22 protein-coding genes are annotated in these 22036 nt (G+C 69.4%); 9 read left to right on the top strand and 13 right to left on the bottom strand.

The features are described from left to right. Positions 1–50 precede the first annotated feature (50 nt). Positions 51–752: a TetR/AcrR family transcriptional regulator gene (locus RCH12_RS04665; protein ID WP_088457383.1), complete on the bottom strand. Its 702-nt coding sequence runs from the start codon at positions 750–752 to the stop codon at positions 51–53. A 212-nt stretch (positions 753–964) separates the two neighbouring features. Here RCH12_RS04665 and RCH12_RS04660 point away from each other — a divergent pair, with 212 nt between their 5' ends. The 7 genes from RCH12_RS04660 (at position 965) to purQ (ending at position 7256) form a co-directional block, all read left to right on the top strand. Next, positions 965–1894, top strand: a complete 930-nt coding sequence (locus RCH12_RS04660) for an ABC transporter ATP-binding protein (RefSeq protein ID WP_327016181.1) — start codon at positions 965–967, stop codon at positions 1892–1894. Beyond that, positions 1891–2736: an ABC transporter permease gene (locus RCH12_RS04655; protein WP_327016180.1), complete on the top strand. Its 846-nt coding sequence runs from the start codon at positions 1891–1893 to the stop codon at positions 2734–2736. Before RCH12_RS04660 ends, RCH12_RS04655 begins: the two co-directional genes overlap by 4 nt. A 160-nt stretch (positions 2737–2896) precedes the next feature. After that, complete coding sequence (locus RCH12_RS04650) at positions 2897–4135, top strand: sensor histidine kinase (protein ID WP_327016179.1); 1239 nt, start codon at positions 2897–2899, stop codon at positions 4133–4135. Beyond that, positions 4132–4797, top strand: coding sequence for a response regulator (locus RCH12_RS04645; protein WP_103430642.1), 666 nt, complete (start codon positions 4132–4134; stop codon positions 4795–4797). The genes RCH12_RS04650 and RCH12_RS04645 overlap by 4 nt, the downstream gene beginning before the upstream one ends. A gap of 142 nt (positions 4798–4939) precedes the next feature. Then, positions 4940–6250, top strand: coding sequence for a kynureninase (locus tag RCH12_RS04640; protein WP_327016178.1), 1311 nt, complete (start codon positions 4940–4942; stop codon positions 6248–6250). Between the two features lie 38 nt (positions 6251–6288). Next, complete coding sequence (gene purS / locus RCH12_RS04635) at positions 6289–6558, top strand: phosphoribosylformylglycinamidine synthase subunit PurS (protein WP_327016177.1); 270 nt, start codon at positions 6289–6291, stop codon at positions 6556–6558. Further along, entirely contained in the window at positions 6558–7256 is a 699-nt protein-coding gene (gene purQ / locus RCH12_RS04630) for a phosphoribosylformylglycinamidine synthase subunit PurQ (RefSeq protein ID WP_103430645.1), read from the top strand. The genes purS and purQ overlap by 1 nt, the downstream gene beginning before the upstream one ends. Positions 7257–7355: 99 nt before the next feature. On the opposite strand, the gene mgrA is transcribed toward purQ, so the two are convergent. Then, positions 7356–8381 carry an L-glyceraldehyde 3-phosphate reductase gene (gene mgrA / locus RCH12_RS04625; protein WP_327016176.1) on the bottom strand — a complete coding sequence of 342 codons (1026 nt, stop codon included), beginning with the start codon at positions 8379–8381 and terminating at the stop codon, positions 7356–7358. Between the two features lie 118 nt (positions 8382–8499). Between mgrA and RCH12_RS04620 the strand changes: the two genes are divergently transcribed. Then, positions 8500–8970, top strand: coding sequence for a DUF3817 domain-containing protein (locus tag RCH12_RS04620; RefSeq protein WP_327016175.1), 471 nt, complete (start codon positions 8500–8502; stop codon positions 8968–8970). 30 nt (positions 8971–9000) lie between these two features. Here RCH12_RS04620 and RCH12_RS04615 read toward each other — a convergent pair whose 3' ends face one another. After that, entirely contained in the window at positions 9001–9303 is a 303-nt protein-coding gene (locus RCH12_RS04615; RefSeq protein WP_327016174.1) for a putative quinol monooxygenase, read from the bottom strand. A gap of 167 nt (positions 9304–9470) precedes the next feature. Between RCH12_RS04615 and purL the strand changes: the two genes are divergently transcribed. Beyond that, positions 9471–11777: a phosphoribosylformylglycinamidine synthase subunit PurL gene (gene purL, locus RCH12_RS04610; protein ID WP_327016173.1), complete on the top strand. Its 2307-nt coding sequence runs from the start codon at positions 9471–9473 to the stop codon at positions 11775–11777. A 147-nt stretch (positions 11778–11924) separates the two neighbouring features. On the opposite strand, the gene lhgO is transcribed toward purL, so the two are convergent. The 10 genes from lhgO to RCH12_RS04560 form a co-directional block, all read right to left on the bottom strand. Continuing rightward, on the bottom strand, positions 11925–13133 hold the full coding sequence (gene lhgO / locus RCH12_RS04605) for an L-2-hydroxyglutarate oxidase (RefSeq protein ID WP_327016172.1): 1209 nt from the start codon (positions 13131–13133) through the stop codon (positions 11925–11927). Between the two features lie 132 nt (positions 13134–13265). Further along, positions 13266–14207 carry an SDR family NAD(P)-dependent oxidoreductase gene (locus tag RCH12_RS04600; protein ID WP_103430651.1) on the bottom strand — a complete coding sequence of 314 codons (942 nt, stop codon included), beginning with the start codon at positions 14205–14207 and terminating at the stop codon, positions 13266–13268. Next, entirely contained in the window at positions 14204–14644 is a 441-nt protein-coding gene (locus RCH12_RS04595; RefSeq protein ID WP_103430652.1) for a chorismate mutase, read from the bottom strand. Before RCH12_RS04595 ends, RCH12_RS04600 begins: the two co-directional genes overlap by 4 nt. Before the next feature lie 108 nt (positions 14645–14752). Then, the gene (locus RCH12_RS04590) at positions 14753–15694 is read right to left on the bottom strand and encodes a DMT family transporter (protein ID WP_327016171.1); all 942 of its coding nucleotides are present in this window, start codon (positions 15692–15694) and stop codon (positions 14753–14755) included. A 92-nt stretch (positions 15695–15786) separates the two neighbouring features. Further along, a complete protein-coding gene (locus tag RCH12_RS04585) occupies positions 15787–16452 on the bottom strand; it encodes a GNAT family N-acetyltransferase (protein WP_103430653.1) in 666 nt (221 codons plus the stop codon). 87 nt (positions 16453–16539) lie between these two features. Beyond that, complete coding sequence (locus tag RCH12_RS04580) at positions 16540–17826, bottom strand: adenylosuccinate synthase (RefSeq protein WP_103430654.1); 1287 nt, start codon at positions 17824–17826, stop codon at positions 16540–16542. 3 nt (positions 17827–17829) lie between these two features. Then, the gene (locus tag RCH12_RS04575; protein ID WP_327016170.1) at positions 17830–18348 is read right to left on the bottom strand and encodes a DUF3151 domain-containing protein; all 519 of its coding nucleotides are present in this window, start codon (positions 18346–18348) and stop codon (positions 17830–17832) included. Between the two features lie 101 nt (positions 18349–18449). Continuing rightward, entirely contained in the window at positions 18450–19022 is a 573-nt protein-coding gene (locus RCH12_RS04570) for a TetR/AcrR family transcriptional regulator (protein WP_088457405.1), read from the bottom strand. 38 nt (positions 19023–19060) lie between these two features. Further along, complete coding sequence (locus RCH12_RS04565) at positions 19061–21193, bottom strand: YhgE/Pip domain-containing protein (RefSeq protein ID WP_327016169.1); 2133 nt, start codon at positions 21191–21193, stop codon at positions 19061–19063. After that, positions 21194–21871, bottom strand: coding sequence for an ATP-binding cassette domain-containing protein (locus tag RCH12_RS04560; RefSeq protein WP_103430657.1), 678 nt, complete (start codon positions 21869–21871; stop codon positions 21194–21196). Between the last annotated feature and the right edge of the window lie 165 nt (positions 21872–22036).

The following is a 22036-nucleotide window of genomic DNA, read 5'->3' as shown; positions in this document are numbered from 1 at the left end:
GGTAGAACACGTGCCGCGAGTGGGCCTGCGCCCGACCGGGTGGTGGTGGATCAGGTGGCGGAGCGGGAGCCGCGGGCGGCGCGCTTGGCGCGGCGGGTGAGGCCGTGCACCGTGGCCTGGAACTCCTTGACGCTCAGCGGACGCCCGGGCAGCTTGGGGCGGGGCTTCTCCGGCATCCGCAGCCCGTCGAGAACGAGGGAGAGCTGCCGGCGCCACTGGCCGGTGTAACCGCCGCCGAGGGTGCCCAGCGACCCGATCATGGTGACGAGCACGGCCAGGTCCATCGAGTCGACATCCGGGCGCAACTCGCCGTCTTTCTTGGCCTGCAGCACGAGGGCGGCGATGAAGCTCTCGAGTTCAACAGACGGCCGCGCCGTGGGATCGATGGTCGCCATCCGCTTGAGGATCGGCGGCAGCGACGGGTCGGCCACCAGCCACTCGGCGAGGCGCTCGGTGTAGAGCACTACACCGGCCCAGGCCGACGGTGCCGCCTCGATCTCGCCGCGCACGGCGAACAGTTCGGCGAGGGCGATATCGTACAGGGCCCTGACCAGGTCGTCGCGGGTGGGAAAGTTGCGGTACAGGGTGGCAACGCCCACATCGGCGCGGCGGGCGATCTCTTCGAGCGAGGCGTCGACGCCGTGCTCGGCGATCATGCTGCGGGCTTCGTCGATGAGGCGTTCCCGGTTCTGCCGGGCGTCGCGGCGCCGCGGTTGGGACGCGTCCTGCGGGGGCCGGGCAGAGGTAGTCATGGGGTCGATTCTAGATCCCCTTCCTGCGAGGTCGCGGAGGGAAGCCTCCCCGCAACCCGGGCCGGTGGGGCGGCGCCCAGCGGCCTGGCGGGTCCGCCCGCCCGGCTGCACCCAGTACTGGGGTACCGGGCGCCGGCCACGAACTGTGCACCGTGGGCCGATGTGGTGCGCGCTCCGGGCTCCTAGCGTGATTGGTATGCGAAAGAACACACATGATTGAGGCACGCACGCTCACGAAACGCTATGGCCAACGAACCGCCGTCGATGGGATCGACTTCCAGGTGCTGCCCGGCAGAGTGACCGGGTTCCTCGGCCCGAACGGGGCGGGGAAGTCCACGACGATGCGGATGATCGTCGGTCTCGACCGGCCGACCGCCGGCAGCGTCGAAGTGAACGGACGCCCGTACCATGAGCACCGCGCACCGCTCCGGGAGGTCGGCGTCTTGCTCGACGCGAAGGCCGCTCACAGCGGCCGCTCGGCCTACAAGCACCTGCTCGCCATTGCGGCGACGCACGGCATCGGCGCGGCCCGGGTGCGCGAGGTCATCGGCCTGGCCGGACTGGACTCCGTCGCCGGTAGACGCGTCGGCGGGTTCTCACTCGGGATGGGCCAACGGCTGGGAATCGCCACCGCCCTGCTGGGCGACCCAGCGACGATCATTCTCGACGAACCGGTGAACGGTCTGGACCCCGAGGGCGTCCGCTGGGTGCGGACGCTCATGCGAAGCCTGGCGGCGGAGGGGCGCACCGTGCTCCTCTCCTCGCACCTGATGAGCGAGATGGCGCAGACCGCCGACCGGCTCATCGTGATCGGACGCGGCAGGATCCTGGCGGAGGGCGCTATCGGGGACATCATCGCGGGAGCCACCCGTTCGGTGACCCGCGTGCGCACGCATGACGCAGAACGCCTGGTGAAAACCATCGCCGGCCCTGGCATCGTCGTCTCGATGCTGACGGATGGCGCGATCGAGATCTCGGGGCTGACCGCCGAAGAGGTCGCCGTCGCGGCGTCCACGGCCGGCGTCGTGCTGCACGAGGTCGCATCGGTGTCGGGTTCGCTCGAAGAGGCGTACATCGCCCTCACCGCCGGAGAAGTTGAATACCGCTCGTCGAATCCAGCAGCAACAGGAGCCCACCAATGACCACCATCGACAAACAGCGTGTGACCTTCATCCCCGGTCAGGAAAGTCTGAGTTTCGCCGGCGTGCTGCGTTCGGAGTTCATCAAACTCACCAGTCTTCGCTCGACCGTTGGACTCGTGCTCGCGATCATCGTGTTCGGGCTCGGTGTGAGTGTCCTCTTGGCCATGACCATGGCAGACGCCGGCTTGCCGTCAGGGCCCTCGGTGGGGTTCACGCTCGATCAGATCACGATCGGCACTGTCTTGTTCGGGCAGCTCATTGCCGGGATTCTCGGGGTGCTCGTGATCAGCGGGGAGTACTCCAGCGGAACCATTCACTCGACGCTGATCGCCGTTCCCTCCCGGGTGACCGTGCTCGCCGCGAAGACCATCGCGCTGTTTTGCACCGCGACGTCCGCGGCGCTCGTCGCCCTGTTCGGTTCGTGGGCCGTGACGTACCCGATGTTCGCCGCCCTCGAGATCGAGATCGGGTTGACCGCCCCCGGGGTGTTCTTCGCCCTCATCGGTGGATCCGTGTATGTCGGCCTCTCGGCTGTCCTCGGCTTGGGCATCGGGACGTTGCTGCGCTCTGTCGCCGCCAGCGTCGCGACAGTTCTCTCGGTGATCCTCCTGCTGCCGGTGGTGCTGTCCGTCCTCCCCGCGTCAACACTGGTGCGGAACCTTCACCTCCTCTCGATGTCGAAGGCGGGCGACGCCATGAGCAACGCCCGTGATGCCGATGGAGTGTTCCTGGATCTCGTCGACGGGTATATCAGCCCGGCTGCCGGCATGACGGTCGCCGTTGTCTGGGCCGGTGTCTTCATCGTGCTGGGCGCCATCCGGCTACGTCGCCGGGATGCCTGATCGGCGCCCGAAGACTCAGCCCGGTCTCGAGCGGATCGGTGGTGTTAGCGTGGACTGCCGTTTCGCTGCAGACCGGCGCGATGCTGCCTCGCGAGGAGGAACCCTGACACCTGCACGGAGAGGACCGTTCGGCGAAGCAACCTCATCGCCGGACGGCCTCGTGCTGCCGTCGCCGCCCGGCGCCCTGCGCCGGGCTCTGCTGCGCTTCCCGTGGCTGTCGGATGCCATCACCGCCGGTCTCTACGGCCTCTTCGCCGCCGGGCTGGCCCTCATCTCCGCGAACCCGCCGCTGCGCACCCCGGCGTGGTTCACGGTGATGCTACTCCTCGCGGGCGTCGCCACGGTCTTGCTCCGCCGGCGCCGGCCGGTCCTGATGCTCGTGGCCGCCACCGTGCTCTGCGTGCTGTCGTTGGCGGGAGGCACTGGTGCGGAAACAGTGCTCCCGCTCATCACCCTGTTCGCTGTCGGCACCTACCGCTCCGCCCTGACGGCGTGGGCCTGCTACCTGGCGGCATCGGCGGTCGCCAGCGGTGCCGCGTGGATCCTGATCGAGCGCACCAGGGACGGCCTGCCACTCTGGGAACCCACGGCACCACCCGTTTCAGCGGACCCGCTCAACGACTGGCTGAACGCCGCGATCGTGATGCTGGTTCCGCTCCTGGTCGCGCAGTTGTTCGGGGTCAACGCCGGACAGCGACGCCGGTACGTCGCGGCGCTGGTCGACCGGGCCGTTCAGCTCGAGCGGGAACGGGACCAACAGGCCGAGATCGCGCGCGCCAGGGAGCGTGAACGCATTGCCAGAGAGATGCACGATGTCATGGCGCACAGCGTCTCGGTGATGGTCGCTCTCTCGGAAGGGGCGCGGGCATCCGCCGCCGAGCGTCCGACGGAATCCATGGCGGCCATGGCGCAGGTGGCCGAGACCGGCCGGCACACCCTGGGCGAGCTCCGCAGGCTGCTCGGGGCCGTACGCACCGACGGGGAGACGCCCACGCTGGAGCACGCTCCCCAACCCGGGGCCCTCCAGCTGACCGACCTGGCCGCACAGTTCAGGCGAGCCGGGCTGCCGGTGCGGCTGGACCTGGCCGGCTCGGCATCCGCAGACCCGGCCGTGGGGCTGACCGTGTACCGGATCGTGCAGGAGTCGCTGACGAACGCACTGCGGCACGCGCGCGGCGTGACGCAGGTGACGGTGGGCGTGACGTGGTCGGCCGAGTCGGTCACGATCATGGTGCAGGATGACGCCCCGGCCGCGCCCGGCGCACGGCCGCCTGGTCGTGGGATTCTCGGCATCCGTGAACGAGCCGCGCTCTATGCCGGCTCGGTGGAGGCCGGTCCGGCCGCCGGCGGCGGCTGGCGCGTTCTCGTGCGACTGTTCTGGACGAAGGAGAGAGCATGACCGACGCCATCCGAGTGCTCCTGGTGGACGACCAGCAGCTCGTCAGGTACGGGTTCTCTCTGGTGCTGGAGGCAGAGCCCACCCTGATCGTCGTGGGTGAGGCCGGCGACGGCGAGGCCGCCGTGGACGCGGCCGTACGACTGCGCCCCGACGTTGTGCTGATGGACGTGCGGATGCCCGGCATCGGCGGGATCGAAGCCACCCGGCGGATCACGTCTCTGGTGCCCGACACCCGGGTACTGGTGCTGACGACCTTCGACCTCGACGAGTACGCCTTCGGCGGCCTCCAGGCCGGAGCGTCCGGGTTCCTGTTGAAGGACACCCGTCCGGCCGACCTGGTCGCCGCGATCACCGCCGTGCACCACGGCGACGCCGTCGTGTCGCCGCGGATCACCGCGAAGCTGATCGAGGTCGCCGCACCGCACCTGGCCGCGGTCGTCGCCCCCGAACCGGCAACACTTCTCAGCACGCTCACGGCGCGCGAGAGCGAGGTCTTCCGTCTCATCGGCCTGGGGGCGACCAATGGCGAGATCGCCGAGGAGCTTCACCTCAGCGAATCGACGGTCAAGGCGCACGTGGGGCGGGTGTTGTTCAAGCAGGGCCTCCGCGACCGGGTCGAGGCCGTGATCCTCGCCTACAGACTCGGAATCGTGGGCCGCTGAACGCCCCGGTCGGCATGACACCGCCGGTCGCCCCCACGATGCCGACCTCGCGGGTTACCGTTAGTCGCGGGATCCGGCCGACGTCACCCCGCCGCTTCGCCGCCCGCGCTCTCCCCCGGCCCGACCTCGAGGACCTCAGAACATGACCCAGCACGACAGCACCGTCGCCGAGGGGCTCGACGCCCACCTCGCGTTCGCCCGGCGGATGGACCGCATCGACGGTCTCGGCCACTACCGCCGCCGGTTCGTGGGCCTGGACGACACCGCCACCCCCGACGCCCCGTCGATCGTCTACCTCGACGGCAACTCCCTGGGCCGCCCCACCATCGCCAGCGTGGCGCGCATCACCGAGTTCCTCGGCACCGCCTGGGGTACCCGGCTGATCCGCGGCTGGGACGACGAGTGGATGGCACTGCCGCTGACCATCGGGGACGCGCTGGGACAGGCCGCCCTGGGCGCCGGCCCCGGGCAGGTGTTCATCGGCGACTCCACCACCGTGACCCTCTACAAGCTCGCCCGGGCCGCCGTCGACTCGCTGCCGCAGCGCAGCGAGATCGTGCTCGACACCGACAACTTCCCCACCGACCGGTACGTGCTCGCCGGCATCGCCGCCGAACGCGGCCTCACCCTACGCTGGATCGAGTCGAGTAGCACCGGCGGCGTCACCGTGGACCAGGTGCGCGCCGTGGTGGGCCCGCAGACCGCGCTCGTGGTGCTCAGCCACGTGGCCTACCGTTCCGGCTACCTCGCCGACGTGCCCGCGATCACCGCCGCCGTGCACGAGGCCGGCGCCCTGGTGCTCTGGGACCTCTGTCACTCGGCCGGCTCCGTGCCGGTGAACCTCGACCTCGACGGCGTCGACCTGGCCGTGGGCTGCAGCTACAAGTACCTCAACGGCGGACCCGGCGCCCCCGCGTTCGGCTATGTGCGTGCCGAGCTGCAACCGGACCTGACCCAGCCGATCCAGGGCTGGATGGGCGCCGCCGACGTGTTCGCGATGGGCCCGGAGTACGTGCCGGCCGCGGGCATCCGCCGCTTCATGAGCGGCACGCCCGCGATCGTGGGCATGCTCGCCATGCAGGACACCATCGCGATGATCGACGAGGTGGGCATCGACCAGGTGCGCGCCAAGTCGGTCGCGCTGACCGAGTTCGCGCTGGACCTGGTGGATGCCTGGCTGGTGCCGATGGGCGTCACCGTGGCGTCCCCGCGCGAGCACACCCACCGCGGCGGCCATCTCACCGTGAACCATCCCGCCATGCGCCAGGTCACCCGCATCCTCTGGGAGCACGACGTGATCCCCGACTTCCGGGCGCCGGAGGGCCTGCGGATCGGGCTGTCGCCGCTGAGCACCAGCTTCGTGGAGACCTACGACGGCGTCGCGGCCGTGCGTGACGTGCTGCGCGGTATCCTGCTCGGCCAGGCCGGACTCGGCTCCCCTGCGGGCCTGTAGAATCGACGCATCCGCCCCCGACGTCTTACGGAAGTGACATGACAACCATCGTCGTAGAAGTTATGCCCAAGGCAGAACTGCTCGATCCCCAGGGCAAGGCCGTCGCCGGCGCCCTCCGCCGCCTCGGCAAGACCGAGTTCACCGGCGTGCGCGTCGGCAAGCGGTTCGAACTCACCGTGGAGGGCCCCGCGGACGCCGCGCTGCTCGCCGAGGTGCAGGAACTCGCCGACACCGTGCTGTCCAACTCCGTGATCGAGGACGTCACCAGCATCTTCGTGCTCGAGGCCACGAGCGAGGAAACGCACTGATGCGCATCGGCGTCGTCACCTTCCCGGGCTCGCTCGACGACCGCGACGCCCAGCGCGCCATCCGCCTGGCCGGCGCACAGCCCGTGGCCCTGTGGCACGGCGAGCACGACCTGCACGGTGTGGACGCCCTCGTGCTGCCCGGTGGGTTCAGCTATGGCGACTACCTGCGCTGCGGCGCGATCGCCAGCCTGTCGCCGATCATGGCCGAGGTCATCGACGCCGCGAACAAGGGGATGCCCGTGCTCGGCATCTGCAACGGCTTCCAGATGCTCACCGAGGCGCACCTGCTTCCGGGCGGGCTGATCCGCAACGAGGCCGGCGCGTTCATCTGCCGCGACCAACGCCTGCGCATCGAGAACACCGACACCGCCTGGACCAACGGCTTCACTGCTGACCAGGAGATCACCATCCCGCTGAAGAACGGCGAGGGCGGCTTCATCGCCTCCGCCGACACCCTGGCCCGCCTCGAGGGCGAGGGCCGCGTCATCGCCCGCTACCTCGACGTGAACCCGAACGGCTCGCTCAACGAGATCGCCGGCATCAGCAACGCCCGCGGTAACGTCGTGGGCCTGATGCCGCACCCCGAGCACGCCGTGGAGCCCGGCTTCGGCCCCGACACTGCTTTGGCCATGCGGAGCGGCGTGGACGGGCTGGCGTTCTTCACCTCGGTGATCGAGCGTTCGCTGGTCAACGCGTAGTTTTCTCGGGGCCGAGTTGCCCTGTTTCGGACGAGTTGCCCCGGTGCGCCGGGGCAATTCGTCCGTTAAGGGGCAACTCGGTGGAGTAGACGGCGCTGACTAGACGGCGCTGGACGGCTCCCAGAGGTTGATGCCCAGGTCGACGGCGTGCTCGTCGATCGCGGAGACCTCCTCGTCGGTGAAGACGAGGTTGTCGATCGCGGCGACGTTGGTCTCGAGCTGCGTGACCGAGGAGGCCCCCACGAGGGCCGAGGTGACGGTCTGGCGCCTGAGTACCCACGACAGCGCGAGCTGCGCGAGCGACTGGCCACGCGCATCCGCGATCTCGGTCAGGGCCCGAATGCGCCCCACCGTGGCGTCGTTGACCATGTCGCGGCTCATCGAACCGGCCTGCGACGCGCGGGAGCCCTCCGGCACCCCGTTCAGGTACCGGTCGGTGAGCAGCCCCTGGGCCAGCGGGGAGAAGGCGATGCAGCCGACGCCGAGGTCGTCGAGGGTGTCGAGCAGGCCGTCTTCGACCCAGCGGTTGAACATCGAGTAGGACGGCTGGTGGATCAGCAGCGGCGTGCCGAGGTCGGCGAGGATCTCGGCGGCCTGCCGGGTGCGCTCGGGTGAGTACGAGGAGATGCCGGCGTACAGCGCCCGGCCGCTCGTCACGGCGGTGTGCAGCGCGCCCATGGTCTCCTCGAGGGGGGTCTCCGGGTCGGCGCGGTGGGAGTAGAAGATGTCGACGTAGTCCAGGCCCATCCGGTTCAACGACGCATCGAGGCTGGACAGCAGGTACTTGCGCGAGCCGAAGTCACCGTACGGTCCGGGCCACATGTCGTAGCCGGCCTTGGTGGAGATGACGGTCTCGTCGCGGTGGGCGGAGAAGTCCTCGGCGAAGATGCGACCGAAGTTCGTCTCGGCGCTGCCGTAGGGCGGGCCGTAGTTGTTGGCCAGGTCGAAATGGGTGATGCCGAGGTCGAAGGCGCGGCGCAGGATGGCGCGTTGCGTCTCAACGGGGGCGCCATCGCCGAAGTTCTGCCACAGGCCCAGCGAGATCGCGGGCAGCTTGAGGCCGCTCTGCCCGGTGCGGCGGTAGGGCATGGAGTCGTAACGGGTGTCTGCGGGAAGGTACGTCATCTCCTCATGCTGGCACAGTGGTCTGACTAAGGGTCAAACCTTCGACGGATGCTCCGCTCAGACGAAGATGACAGGCTGGGACCCTACCCGTCCACCTCTGTCTTACGGAGTACTCCCCGTGTCACCCCGCCTGCTCTACCGCATCCTGTCCATCGCCGAGGCGATCACCTGGACCATCCTGATCACCGCGATGCTGCTCAAGTACGTGTTCACCCCCGGCGACTTCGGTGACGGCGCCGTGCGGGTGGGCGGGTTTGTGCACGGGCTGATTTTCCTGGCCTACGGGATCACCGCCGTGCTCGTGGGCGTGAACCAGCGCTGGCGGCCCCGGCTGATGTTGCTCGCCGTGGCCACCGCCGTGGTGCCGTATGCGACGATCCCGTTCGACCGCTGGCTCGAGCGCCGCGACCTGCTCGACGGCACCTGGCGCCGGGAGGCCACGGACGACCCCCGCGACCACACCCTGGTGAGCCGGCTGCTCCGCGTCGGGCTGGCGCGACCGGTGCTGCTCGCATCCGTGCTCGTGGTGGGCCTGGTCGCCGTGTTCACGACCCTGCTCGTGATGGGCCCGCCCGGCGGCGGCGCCTAACCGCGCTCCCCGCGCCGGCCGGCGCCGACGTCAGTCGCGCAGCGGCGACCCGACGACGTCGAAGCGGAAACCGCCGAACGTGCCTGTGAGCAGCGGGCGGGCCGCGCCGATCGAGGCTTGCACCTCGGGCAGAGCCAGTGACGCCCGGTGCGCTGCCGCGTTCTCCCAGAGCTCCACGACGAACACTGTGTTCGGTTCGTCGTCGTTTACGCCGACCTCGTAGGAGAGGCACCCGGCCACAGCCAGGCTGTCGTTTCGGCGCACGAGATGCGCGACGAGCTCGTCGCGCTTGCCGGGAACTGTCTCAAGCGTGCCCACATTCGCGAATGTCATGGCTCGAGGGTAGCGCGCGTTGTCCGCAGCCGCGGGCGCGGGCTGCCGGGCCCGGCTCAAGCGGGGCCGGCAGCCAGGCTCGAGCGGGCTCGGAGCCGGATCGAAGCACACCCCGCCCGGTAGACTAAGCAGGTCAAGCATCCGCTATCTCTGGGAGAACGCCACTCGTGACCGCTGTTTCCAACACATCCTCCCGCGGCGTCGCTGACACCGTGACCAATGCGATCGCCACTCCCGAGAAGGAGCAGCCATACGCTGCCCTCGGGTTGACGCCCGGCGAATACGCCGAGATCCGCACCATCCTGGGCCGGCGCCCCACGAGCGGTGAGCTCGCCATGTACTCGGTGATGTGGAGCGAGCACTGCTCGTACAAGAGCTCGAAGAAGTACCTGCGCCAGTTCGGCGACAAGGTCTCCCCCGCCATGAAGAAGAACCTGATGGTGGGCATGGGCGAGAACGCCGGCGTGCTCGACGTGGGCGAGGGCTGGGCCGTCACCTTCAAGATCGAGTCACACAACCACCCGTCCTACATCGAGCCGTTCCAGGGCGCCGCAACCGGCGTGGGCGGCATCGTGCGCGACATCATCTCGATGGGCGCCCGCCCGGTCGCCGTGATGGATGCGCTCCGCTTCGGCGACATCAACGACCCCGACACCGCGCGCGTCGTGCACGGCGTGGTCTCGGGCATCTCGTTCTACGGCAACTGCCTGGGCCTGCCCAACATCGGCGGCGAGACCTGGTTCGACAAGGTCTACCAGGGCAACCCGCTGGTCAACGCGTTGTCCGTGGGCGTGCTGCGCCACGAGGACCTGCACCTGGCCAATGCCTCCGGCGCCGGCAACAAGGTGGTGCTCTTCGGAGCTCGCACCGGCGGCGACGGCATCGGCGGCGCATCCATTCTGGCCTCGGACACCTTCAGCGAGGGCGGCCCGACCAAGCGGCCCGCCGTGCAGGTGGGCGACCCGTTCGCCGAGAAGGTGCTCATCGAGTGCTGCCTCGAGCTGTACCGCGAGAAGCTCGTCGAGGGCATCCAGGACCTGGGCGCCGCGGGTATCTCCTGCGCCACCAGCGAGCTCGCCTCCAACGGTGACGGCGGCATGTACATCCAGCTGGAGAAGGTGCTGCTGCGCGACCCTTCGCTCACCGCCGAAGAGATCCTGATGAGCGAGAGCCAGGAACGCATGATGGCCGTCGTCACGCCGGAGAAGCTCGCCGGCTTCCTCGCCGTGGTTCAGAAGTGGGACGTCGAGACCAGCGTGCTCGGCGAGGTCACCGATTCCGGCCGCCTGATCATCGACTTCCACGGTGAAGAGATCGTCAACGTCGACCCGCGCACCGTCGCCGTCGACGGCCCGGTCTACGACCGCCCGGTGGCCTACCCCACCTGGATCGACGCGCTGCAGGCCGACACCGCCTCCGCCCTGCCCCGGGCGACGGATGCTGCCACGCTGCAGGAGCAGTTCCTCGCGCTGCTCGGCTCGCCCAACCTGGCCGACCCGAGCTGGATCACCGACCAGTACGACCGCTACGTGATGGGCAACACCGCCCTGTCCTTCCCCGACGACGCCGGCATGATCCGCATCGACGAGGAGTCCGGCCTCGGCTTCGTCATCTCCACCGACGCGAACGGCCGCTACTGCCAGCTCGACCCGTACCGCGGCGCGCAGCTGGCCCTGGCCGAGGCGTACCGCAACGTGGCCGTCACCGGCGCAGTGCCGGTGGGCATCAGCGACTGCCTCAACTTCGGCTCGCCGGAGAACCCCGAGGTCATGTGGCAGTTCTCCCAGGCCGTTGAGGGCCTCGCGGATGGCTGCCTCGAGCTGGAGATCCCGGTCACCGGCGGCAACGTCTCGTTCTACAACCAGACCGGCGACCAGCCGATCCACCCGACCCCGGTCGTGGCCGTGCTCGGCGTGATCGACGACGTGGCCCGCCGGGTGCCCAGCGGCTGGCAGGACGACGGACACAACATCTACCTGCTCGGCATCACCCGCGAGGAGCTCGACGGCTCCGCGTGGAGCGCTGTGGTGCACGACCACCTCGGTGGCATGCCGCCGGTGGTGGACCTCGGCCGTGAAGCCGACCTCGCCGGCCTGCTGCACGCCGCGTCGATCGAGGCTTTGGTGGATAGCGCCCATGACCTCTCCACGGGTGGCCTCGCGCAGGCCCTCGCCGAGGCCGTGCTCCGGTTCGGTGTCGGCGCGCGGGTCTGGCTCGGCGACATCCTCGAGCGCGACGGGATCGACGCATCCGTGGCCCTGTTCTCGGAGTCGACCGGCCGCGTGCTGGTCTCGGTGCCGCGTGAGGACGACGTGAAGTTCCTCGGTCTCTGCGAGGGCCGCGACTACCCGGTGCTGCGCATCGGTGTGACGGATGCGACCGCTCCGGTCCTGGAGATCCAGGACTACTTCACGGTGCCGCTGACCGAACTGCAGTCGCGCCACCGCAGCACGCTGCCGAACGCGTTCGCGTAGCCGTAGCCGCTGCCGCTGCCGCTTCGAGCTGAGTTGCGCGGTTCGCGCGCCGCTTCACCGCACCTCGTACCGCTCGACGCGCAGGCTATAGCGGGCGCGGTGGACCACCAGAGGTGCGGCGAGCCGGCACGGTGCCCATCCGCTGCCTTATTCGGGGGTGCGGGCGAGGATGTAGTGCTCGATCACGTGCTCGGCGATGGCCATCGAGGAGGTCGCGGCCGGGGACGGGGCGTTGCGCACAAGCGTGACCGGGCCCACCTGGTCGACCACGAAGTCGTCGAGCAACGTTCCGTCGCGGCCCCACGCCTGGGCGCGCACACCGGCGGCGGTCTTGTGGGTGAGGTCGCTCATCCGCAGTTCGGGGATGAACCGTCGGGCCTTGCGGAAGTACAGGGGTTTCACCAGTGAGCCGCTGATCTCGTCGATGCCCATCCGCCAGTGCTGCTGCGCGAGCGTGGCCGCGCCCGGCCAGCGCAGCGAGTCCCAGGTGTCTTTCGGGGAGACGGCGAGCCAGCTGTAGCCCTCGCGGGCGAGCGCCGGCACCGCGTTGGGCCCCACGTGCACGTCGTCGTAGACGCCGCGGGTGAAGTGCACGCCGAGGAACGGGAACCGCGGGTCGGGGACCGGGTAGATCATGCCGCGCACCAGATCGGTGCGGGCGGTATCCAGCGCCCAGTACTCACCGCGGAACGGCAGGATCTTCGGCGACGGGTCCGCGCCGACCCGGCGCGCCACCACGTCGGACTGCAACCCTGCGCAGGCGATGACACGGTCCACGAGATGCTCGGAGTCCCGCGTGCGCACCCGCACAGTGTGACCTTCGATGTGCATCGCCACCACCTCGTGGCCCGTCAGGATGGTGCCGCCGTTGTCGCGGACATCCTGCGCCATCGCCTCGGTGATCGCGCCGTAGTCCACCGCCGCGGTGTGCGGCGAGTGCACCGCCGCGATGCCGGCGACGGATGGTTCGATCTCACGGAGGCGGTCCAGACCGTCGAGGCGGGCCAGGTCGGGCACCCCGTTTGCGAGCGAGCGCCGTTCGATGTCGGCCAGGGCGGCCAGCTCGGACTCGTCGACCGCGACGACGAGCTTGCCCACTTCCCGGTAGGGCAGGTTCTTCTCGGCACAGTAGTCGCGGATGCTGAGGCGGCCAGCGGCGCACAACCGCGCCTTGAGCGTTCCCGGCTGATAGTAGAGACCGGCGTGCACGACCCCGGAGTTGCGCCCGGTCTGATGGGCGGCAAGCCGGTCTTCCTTCTCGAACACGGTGACCTCGCCGAGGTTGCGTAGCGCCAGAGCGCGCGCAACGGCCACCCCCACGATCCCGCCGCCGATGATCGCAATCCGCTCGCCCATGCCCGTCCGTCCCGTTGCACCGCCCGTGGCGGACCATCGGTTCGACGAACCCCCGCACGGTGGCATCCTGCCCCCGGAATGCCGGGTGGGCAATGCCGGGGCCGAAGGCCGAGCGGCTGCGGGCGGGGGGCCCTAGGCGGGGAGGACGAACGGCTCGTCGACGAGGGCCTCGGTGCGGGTGAACAGGCGCTCCGCGATGCCACGGTCGAGTGAGGTGCGGGTGGGGTGCTGCAGGGCCGGCGCACCCCGGGTGAGGAACCGCGGGCCGTAGTACTGGCCGCCGCGTGCGGAGGGGTCGATCGCCGCGCGCACCGTGGGCCAGGCTCCGGCATCCTTGCCCTGGGCGCCGATGAAGCCCTGCAGGGTGTCGGCAAAGCGCTTGGCCCGGCTGACCTCGTTGACCCCGCGGATGCCCGGGGTGAGTCCCGAGATCGAGTAGCCGGGGTGCGACACCAGGCTCTGCACACCGTCGGGGCCGCCCCGGCCCGCGGCGCGCAGCCGCCGGTCGAGCTCGAAGCCGAACACCTGCATGGCGATCTTGGACTGCGCGTAGGCCTTCCAGTTGTTGTAGGTGACCTCCAGCTGCAGATCGTCCAGCGACGAGTCCATCAGCCTGGAGATCATCGAGCCGAGCGACACCACCCGGCTGCCGGGGGTGCGCTGCAGGGCAGGCAGCACGAGGCTGGTGAGCAGGAAATGCCCGGTGTAATTCGTGGCGAGCACTAGCTCGGCACCGTCCAGGCTCACGGAACGATCCTGCGGGGGGTGCACGATGCCGGCGTTGAGGATGAGGCCGTCCAGCCGCGGGATTTCGAGCATCCGGTCGGCGGCGCCGCGCACCGAGCCGAGGTCGGCCACGTCGAGGGCGAGAGCGGAGACGGAGGCTCCCGGCACCCGTCCGCGGATCGCGGCGATGGCTGCGGTGGCCTTGGCCGGGTTGCGGCAGGCGAGCACCACGTGGGCGCCGGCACCGGCCAGCTGCTCGCTCGTGAAGTAGCCCAGGCCCGCGTTCGCGCCCGTCACCACGAAGGTGCGCCCGGACTGGTCGGGCAGCGCCCGCGGGTTCCAGCTCACGCTGAGGTGGCGGGGTGGGCCGGGTCGGCAGAACCGACCGAAGCGTCGGACGCGCCGGGAGTGGATGCTGCGGCGGGACGCGACGCGGCGGCGCCCGCGGCCCTGGCGCCGCCGGACGAGTCGCCGGCGATCTTCTCGTGGTGGTGGATGACCTCGGCGATGATGAAGTTGAGGAACTTCTCGGCGAACGCCGGGTCGAGTCTGGCGTCCTCGGCCAAGCCGCGCAGGCGCTGGATCTGCAGGAACTCCCGGGCCGGGTCGGCCGGCGGCAGGCCGTGTTCGGCCTTCAGCCTTCCCACGCTCTGGGTGAACTTGAACCGCTCGGCGAGCAGGTGAATGAGCGCGGCGTCGATGTTGTCGATGCTCTGGCGGATGCCCTGCAACTCGTTGATCGCGTCCTGCCCCGCGTCAGCGGGCAATTCCTCGTTTACAGCCATGCCCTTACGATATTGCACCGGCCCGGATGCCCGCGCCGAGTTGCCCCGTTCCGGACGAACTGCCCCGGTGCAGCGGGGCACCTCGTCCGCAGGTGGGCAACTCGCGGGTCAGGCGGTGCGCGGCAGCCCGACCGGCAGCCGCAGCCGTTTCTGGGTCAGCAGGATGCCGAGCAGCACAAGAACGGCCCCGGCCGGTTCGTGCCAGGAGAACGTTTCGGCCAACACCAGCACCCCGAGCAGCACACCGACCACCGGGGTCACGTAGGTCACCGTGGAGGTGGTCGTCGGCCCCCAGGCCCGCAGCACGTTGATGTGCCAGATGTAGGCGAATCCGGTGCCGAGCACCCCGAGGGTGAGCAGGCTGAGCACGATCGGCATGGTCAGGGTCACCGGCTGCCAGGCGAGCACGGGCGTGAGCACGAGCATCACGACGCCGGCCAGGCCGATGTTGAGGAAGGCGAAGGTGGTGCCCGCGATGGGCCGGCCGCTGAGGTGCTTGCGGGTGTACCCGAAGGTGAAGCCGTAGCAGAGCGCCGCGCCCAGGCAGGCGAGTTGGCCCCACAGGTCACCGGTCAGCTCCGAATACTGCCAGGGCGCGATGATCACGACCACACCCATGATGCCGATCAGCACGCCGATCACCTGGTCGCGGGCGAGTTTCTCCACTCTGAACACGGCCGTGACCATCACCGCGGTCATGATGGGCGTGACGGCGTTGTAGATGCTGGCCAGGCTCGACGACACGTACTGCTCGGCCCAGGCGAACAGCAGGTGCGGCACGACGCATCCGGTGAGCGCGATCACCAGGAAATGCAGCCAGACGACGCCCTCCCGGGGCAGCACCGGACCGTTGTTCAGACGCGGCCGGGTGGCCAGCACGATGAGACCCAGCGTGAGTCCACCGAAGACCAGGCGTGACCAGGCCACCTGGCCGAAGCTCACGCCGTCGAGGGCCACCTTCATGAACAGGAAGCTGGCGCCCCAGACCACCCCCATCCCGAGGAATTGCAGGGCCACCCTGGGGTTGTTGGGGCTGGAAATATCAGTCACCCGCTGACCCTAGCCCACGGGCGCGGTGCCCCGCGGGCGCCGTGGCCTGCGCCGACGGTGATGTCCGAAAATCGCGGGCGGATGACCGTAAATCAGCTGGGTGTGACCCGACGGCGGGGTGCCCGCGGGTCACGGTACTCCACGGCTTTGCCGCCGAAAACGTCGAGTCGTTTGTGCAGCCCGGCCTGCACGACAGGCCACTCGTCGGCGAGGACCGAGTACACGGCGGTATCCCGCCAGGACCCGTCGGCCCGGCGCTGCACCCGCCGGTTGATGCCCTCGAACTGGGCGCCGATGCCCAGGATCGCGGCCCGGGAGCGCGAGTTGAGCACGTCGGCCTGGATCTTGACCCGGCCGAAGCCGCTGTCGAAGGCGGCACCGAGCATCAGCAGCTTGGTCTCCGGGTTCACCGCGGTGCCCCAGACCTGCGGGGCGTATGCGGTCCAGCCCAGGTGCAGTGCCTCGTTGGGCAGGTCGATGTCGCCCAGCGTCGAGGTGCCCACCAGGTTGCCGGCGTGTGGGCCGGAGACGACGCGAACGGCGTAGGGGTGGGCATCCCACTGGTAGTAATTGAGGGCGAAGGCCACGAAATCATCGAGGTCGGCGGGTAGGCCGTGCGGACCGCCGCCGTACCCACCGGCGAAGACGGCCGGATGCGCGATGGCGCGATGCAGCTCGGGCAGGTGTGCCCGGCTGAGGGGTTCCAGGCACACGAAGCGCCCCGTCAGCAGCCTCGCCTGGGGTGGAAACGCGGTCACGTGGGTTCTCCCTTCGCCGAACCGTGAGCCGAGCCCCAAAAACTCGGGGTTTTCGGGGCCGTGCTCACGGTTCGCGTGCGGTGCGGGTTAGTCGATGAGGTCGTGACGGGTGAGGATGGCCTCGCGGTCGGGGCCCACACCGATCGCGGAGATGCGGGCGCCGCTCATTGCTTCGAGGGCGAGCACGTAGTCCTGGGCGTTCTTGGGCAGGTCCTCGAAGTGACGCACCATGGTGATGTCCTCGGTCCAACCGGGGTACTCCTCGTAGACCGGCTTCGCGTGGTGGAAGTCGGACTGCGACACGGGCACCTCGTCGAAGCGCACCCCGTCGACCTCGTAGGCGACGCAGACCGGGATGGTCGCAAGGCCGGTGAGCACGTCGAGCTTGGTGAGAACGAAGTCGGTGACACCGTTGATGCGGGCCGTGTAGCGGGCGATCGGGGCGTCGTACCAGCCGCACCGGCGCGGGCGGCCGGTGGTGGTGCCGAACTCGAAGCCCTTGGCGCGCAGGAACTCGCCGGACTCGTCGAACAGCTCGGTGGGGAACGGGCCGGCGCCGACCCGGGTCGTGTACGCCTTGACGACCGCGATGATGCGGTCGATGCGGTTCGGGCCGATGCCGGAACCGGTCACCGCGCCGCCGGACGTGGCGTTCGACGAGGTGACGAACGGGTAGGTGCCGTGGTCGACATCCAGCATCGTGGCCTGACCGCCCTCGAACAGAACGGTCTTGCCCTCGGTGAGCGCCTGGTGCAGCAGCAGCGCGGTGTCGGCGACCATGGGGCGCAGGCGTTCGGCGTAGCTGAGCAGGTCGTCGACGATCTCGTCGACCGTGATGGCGCGGCGGTTGTAGACCTTGACCAGCATGTGGTTCTTCTGGCCGAGGGCGCCCTCGACCTTTTGGCGCAGGATGTTCTCGTCGAACAGGTCCTGGATGCGGATGCCGACCCGGTTGATCTTGTCGGCGTAGGTCGGGCCGATGCCGCGGCCGGTGGTGCCGATCTGGCGCTTGCCCAGGAACCGCTCGGTGACCTTGTCCATGGTGCGGTGGTACTGCGTGATGACGTGCGCGTTGGCGCTCACGCGCAGCTTCGACACGTCCACGCCGCGGGAGCTGAGCGCGTCGAGTTCCTCGAAGAGAACCTCGATGTCGACGACGACGCCATTGGCGATCACCGGGGTCACGCCGGGGGTGAGGATGCCCGAGGGCAGCAGGTGCAGCGCATACTTCTCGTTGCCCACGACCACGGTGTGGCCGGCGTTGTTGCCGCCGTTGAACTTGACGACGTAGTCGACCCGGCTGCCGAGGAGGTCGGTGGCCTTACCCTTACCTTCGTCGCCCCACTGGGCGCCGATCAGAACAATTGCTGGCATGGGTTAGTTGTCTCCTCGAATAACAAAGGCGGCGGTCGGCGGGGCCGGGTCGTCGCCGGGCGAAACGGCGGGCTGAATCGCCGGGAACATCTGGGTCTCGGTGTGCTGCGAGCGCAACCGGGTGATGACGGTGGGGTCCGCACCCGTAAGGAACGCGGTGAGACGCTCGAACTCGTCGGTCTCACCGATCTCGGCCGCGGCACGGCGGAGGGCGAACAGCGCGCGGAGCACGCCCCGGTTGGGTTCGTGCGCCCACGGGATCGGGCCCTGGCCACGCCAGCCGGCCTTGCGGAGGGCGTCGAGGCCCCGGTGGTAGCCCACCCGGGCATAGGCGTAGGCCTCGAGCAGGCGACCCTGGCTGTGCGTGTAGTCGGCAAGCGCCGACCAGGCCAGCGATGACTTCGGATGCGCCGCCACCACGGTCGCAATTTCCTGCGTTGCGGTTCGGCTGAGCGCTTCGGTCACCTCCGGTTCCGCGGGTAGGAGGGTCTCGGGCTGGTCGATCAGATTTGCGCCGGTCACACTCGATACTACCGCGACCCGCGATTCAGCCCCGCGAGCTGTGACTTAAGCACCACAATTCGCCCGATTCTGGGGCTTGGGTCACGGTTCGCGACGGGGGCTCAGGCGAGCAGGCCGCCGGAGAGGGACTCGAGGATGGCCGCGGAGACCTCGTCGCGGTGCCGGTCGGGCTCGAAGACCAGCCATTCCAGGCCGGCCATGAGCACGGCACCGAACACGCTGGACGCCATCAGCCCACTGGTGCCGGCCGCCGCGGTGGCCGGCTTGGTCTCGGCGATCGCCTCGGCGAAGACCGCGAGGGCGTCGTGCCGCAGGGCGAACAGGGTCTTCTGCCAGGCCCGGTCGGTGCGGAAGATCTCGGCCGCCATCAGCTTGGCCAGGCCCGCGTTGGCCTCGATCCGGTCGAGCAGCACCGTGATCAACGCCTCCAGCGCGGCCCGGCCGTGCAGGCCGGTGCGCGCCTCGCGGAGGGAATCGGCGAGCGCGCCGACCCCCTCCTGCAACAGCGCCTCGAAGAGGTTGTCCTTCGAGCTGAAGTTGTAATACAGGCTGCCCTTGGCCACCCCGGCGCGCTCCGCGACGTCATCCATCGTGGTGCCGGTGATCCCGCGGGTGGCGGCCAGCTCCAGGGCGGCATCCAGGATCGCTCGTTTGGTTCCGATCGCGCGGGGCATGGGCCGGTCCTCTCAGTGCACTCGGTGCGGGCTCAGGGCTAGATGGTCATCTCGGGGTGCAGCCGGGTGATCGTCCACATCCGCTGCCGGGACGCGCTCCAGGCGCTGACGGCGATCGAGCCGACCAGGATGCCCACGAGCACAAGCACGGAGAGCCACAGTCTAGAGTCGACTCCTCCGGTGATGAGCTGCCGGAGCCCGGTGACCACGTACGAGGCGGGCATCCACGGGTGCAGGATCTGGAAGAACTCCGGCGTGGTCTCCACCGGGTAGGTTCCGCCCGACGAGCTCAGTTGCAGCATGAGCAGCACCAGGCTGACCACGCGGCCGGCTGCGGTGCCCAACAGGATGATGAACATCTGTTGCAGCGCCAGGAACGCCAGCGTGGTGAGGTAGATGAAGACCGACATGCCCAGCCAGTGCGCCGGGGTGAGCCCGATGCCGTAGACCAGTACCAGGACCATGATCACGACCTGGCTCAGGCCGATCGCCATGGCCGGCAGGAACCCGGTCATCGTGGCGCGGAGCCCCGAGGCGGCGCTGGCCAGCGCCCGGGTGGGCAGCGCCCGCAGGATCAGCCAGGTGATCAGCGCACCGACGAAGGTGGCCAGGGCGAGGAAGAAGGGCGCGAACCCCTCTCCGAAGCTGTCGGAGGCGTTCTCCCAGGTCTGCTTGAGGTCGACCGGGTTCGCGATCACCGAGGCCTTCGTGGCGATCTGCGCGTCACTGTCGTCCGGGGCGGCTGCCGCGCCGGTCGCGAGGGCATCGGCGAGGGTGTGGCCGCCATCGGCGAGTTGCACGGTGCCGGACTGCAATTCGGTCCCGCCGTCGACCAGCTTGGTGCTGCCGTCGACGAGGGTGCCGGTTCCGGCGGCCAGGCTGTCAGCGCCGTCGGCGAGGGTCGCCGATCCGGTGGCCGCGGTCGCCGCGCCGGTGGCGAGCTTGCCGGCCCCGGCAGAAAGGGCGCCGGCGCCGGCGGCGACGTCCGAGGCTCCGGATGCGACCTGGGCGGCGCCGGGGGCACCACCGGTGAGGGCGTCGGAGAGCTGGCCCAGACCGGCGGCGAACTGCCCGCTGGAGGTCGCGTAGGCCGAGATCTGGGTCGCGGCACCCTGCGTCTGGGTGTTGAGGGTGTCGGCGCCGCCGGCGAGCTTGGTCACCGAGGGCAGGAAGGCGGAGGCCGGTGTTCCGGCCGGGGCCGCAGCGATGGCCGCCTCGAGATTCTTCAGACCATCGGAGAGAGTGGTCGTCCCGGTGGCGAGCTGCCCGGCACCGGTGGCGATGGAGGTGGCCCCGGCGGCGAGCTGGTCGGAGGAGTCGGAGAGGGTGGCTGCCCCGGTGGCGGCCTTGGCGAAGCCGTCGGACACCTTCTGGGATCCGTCGGCGACCGCGGTGGCACCATCGGCGAGTTTCACCGAGGAGTCGGACAGGGTCGCCGCTCCGGTGGACAGCGTGCCGAGCCCGGTGGCCAACGTGGAGGAGCCGTCGGCCACCTGCGCGGCGCCGTCGTCGAGCTCCACGGCGCCGGCGGAGAGGTCGCCCAACCCGTCGACGAGGGTGCCGGTGCCGGTTTCGGCCGTCGTGAGGCCGTCGGCGAGGGTGCCGGCGCCGTCTGCCGCGCTGCGGATGCCGTCGCCGGCCTCGTTCACGGCCACGAGCATCGCGCTGACGGTTTGGTCGCCGATGTTCACCGACACGGCGTCGCGCAGCTGCACCATGGCCTGCTTGCCCAGGGTGGAGGCGAGGAAGCTGTTGCTGTCGTTGTAGTCGACCTGCACCTCGGCCGCGGTGGGGGTGTCGGTGCCGGCGGAGATCGCGTCGGTGGAGAAGTCGGCGGGGATGGTGACGGAGAAGTAGTAGTCGCCGTCGATGACGCCGGTGGCGGCATCCGCGGCACTCGTTTCGACCCAGCCCAGGTCGTTGCCGTCGATGAGCTTGTCGACGAGGTCGTCGCCGGCACTGAACTCCTCACCGTCGCGGGTGGCGCCGGTGTCGGTGTTGACCAGGGCGACCGGCAGGTGGCTGAGCTCCTTGTCGGGCGCCCAGAAGGCCCACAGGTACAGGGCGCCGTAAATCAGGGGGATGAACATCAGCACGACGAGTGCGATCTTGGGCAGAGTGCCCTTGCCGAAGCGGCGCAGCTCCGTTCCCGTAGAGAGGAAGGCGAACATCTAGCGAATCTCCTGGTTCATGTACAGGACGGTCGGGTCGATGCCCAATTCCGCCCACATTTCAAAGTCCGGTGCGATCGCCGAGGCGATCACGGGGGTGCCGGCCTGCACGATCGCGCCGAGCCGGTACCAGAGCTGGCGGCGGGCCTCGGCGGAGTGCACCTGCTCGACCTGGTCGAAGAACAGCACGTCGGGCCGGCTCATCATGGCCAGCGACGCGCGCAGCAGCACCATCTCCACCTCGTCGAGGTCCCAGATCATGGTGCTGGCGGCGGGCACGGGGATGTCACCGAAGACGGGTCCGCAGACACGGGCGACCTCGGCATCGTCGACCGCGCGGATGAAGGACCACCACGGGGCGAGCCAGGCGTGGCGTTCGCGGATGGCCGCGGCCACGCTGACCGACTCCTCGAGGGTGTCGATGCCGTGGAACCCTGACACGCCCGTGCGGCGCTGGATTCGCCTGGCGTGACGGGGCAGGTCCTCCCCGAGCACGAACAGGCTGCCGGAGCTGGGCTTCATCCGCCCGGCCAGGGTGAGGAGCAGGCTCGTGCGGCCGCTGCCGGCCGGACCGCAGATCACGGTGAGGCCGTCGTCGGCGCTGAAGCTCAGCGGCCCGAAGACCACGCCCCGCTTGTGACTCACGCTCAGTTCATCCGCTATCAGTGTCGCCTGCACGTCGTTCCTCTCTCGTCGGCATCTTTGTACCGACTAGTCAGTATAGATCCGCTCTTTCAGCGGATGCAAGCGCACCCCTGGCTTGGGTGTTCTCTGAGAGCTTTCGAACTCACACTGACTAGTCAGCCCAAGTCAGGGTGGGTGAATTAGAGTGTGACCCTGTCC

This window comes from Cryobacterium sp. MP_3.1 (assembly GCF_035984795.1).
Taxonomy (GTDB): Bacteria; Actinomycetota; Actinomycetes; order Actinomycetales; family Microbacteriaceae; genus Cryobacterium; species Cryobacterium zongtaii.
This window is presented reverse-complemented; position numbering and strand designations above follow the sequence as displayed.

Excerpts from the sequence above, each read along its gene's own strand:
- RCH12_RS04665 (WP_088457383.1), bottom strand. The coding sequence starts at position 752 with ATGACTACCTCTGCCCGGCCCCCGCAGGACGCGTCCCAACCGCGGCGC.
- RCH12_RS04640 (WP_327016178.1), top strand. The coding sequence starts at position 4,940 with ATGACCCAGCACGACAGCACCGTCGCCGAGGGGCTCGACGCCCACCTC.
- RCH12_RS04595 (WP_103430652.1), bottom strand. The coding sequence starts at position 14,644 with ATGGCTGTAAACGAGGAATTGCCCGCTGACGCGGGGCAGGACGCGATC.
- lhgO (WP_327016172.1), bottom strand. The coding sequence starts at position 13,133 with ATGGGCGAGCGGATTGCGATCATCGGCGGCGGGATCGTGGGGGTGGCC.
- mgrA (WP_327016176.1), bottom strand. The coding sequence starts at position 8,381 with ATGACGTACCTTCCCGCAGACACCCGTTACGACTCCATGCCCTACCGC.
- RCH12_RS04570 (WP_088457405.1), bottom strand. The coding sequence starts at position 19,022 with ATGCCCCGCGCGATCGGAACCAAACGAGCGATCCTGGATGCCGCCCTG.
- RCH12_RS04660 (WP_327016181.1), top strand. The coding sequence starts at position 965 with ATGATTGAGGCACGCACGCTCACGAAACGCTATGGCCAACGAACCGCC.
- purQ (WP_103430645.1), top strand. The coding sequence starts at position 6,558 with ATGCGCATCGGCGTCGTCACCTTCCCGGGCTCGCTCGACGACCGCGAC.
- RCH12_RS04580 (WP_103430654.1), bottom strand. The coding sequence starts at position 17,826 with ATGCCAGCAATTGTTCTGATCGGCGCCCAGTGGGGCGACGAAGGTAAG.
- RCH12_RS04565 (WP_327016169.1), bottom strand. The coding sequence starts at position 21,193 with ATGTTCGCCTTCCTCTCTACGGGAACGGAGCTGCGCCGCTTCGGCAAG.
- purS (WP_327016177.1), top strand. The coding sequence starts at position 6,289 with ATGACAACCATCGTCGTAGAAGTTATGCCCAAGGCAGAACTGCTCGAT.
- RCH12_RS04615 (WP_327016174.1), bottom strand. The coding sequence starts at position 9,303 with ATGACATTCGCGAATGTGGGCACGCTTGAGACAGTTCCCGGCAAGCGC.
- RCH12_RS04655 (WP_327016180.1), top strand. The coding sequence starts at position 1,891 with ATGACCACCATCGACAAACAGCGTGTGACCTTCATCCCCGGTCAGGAA.
- RCH12_RS04645 (WP_103430642.1), top strand. The coding sequence starts at position 4,132 with ATGACCGACGCCATCCGAGTGCTCCTGGTGGACGACCAGCAGCTCGTC.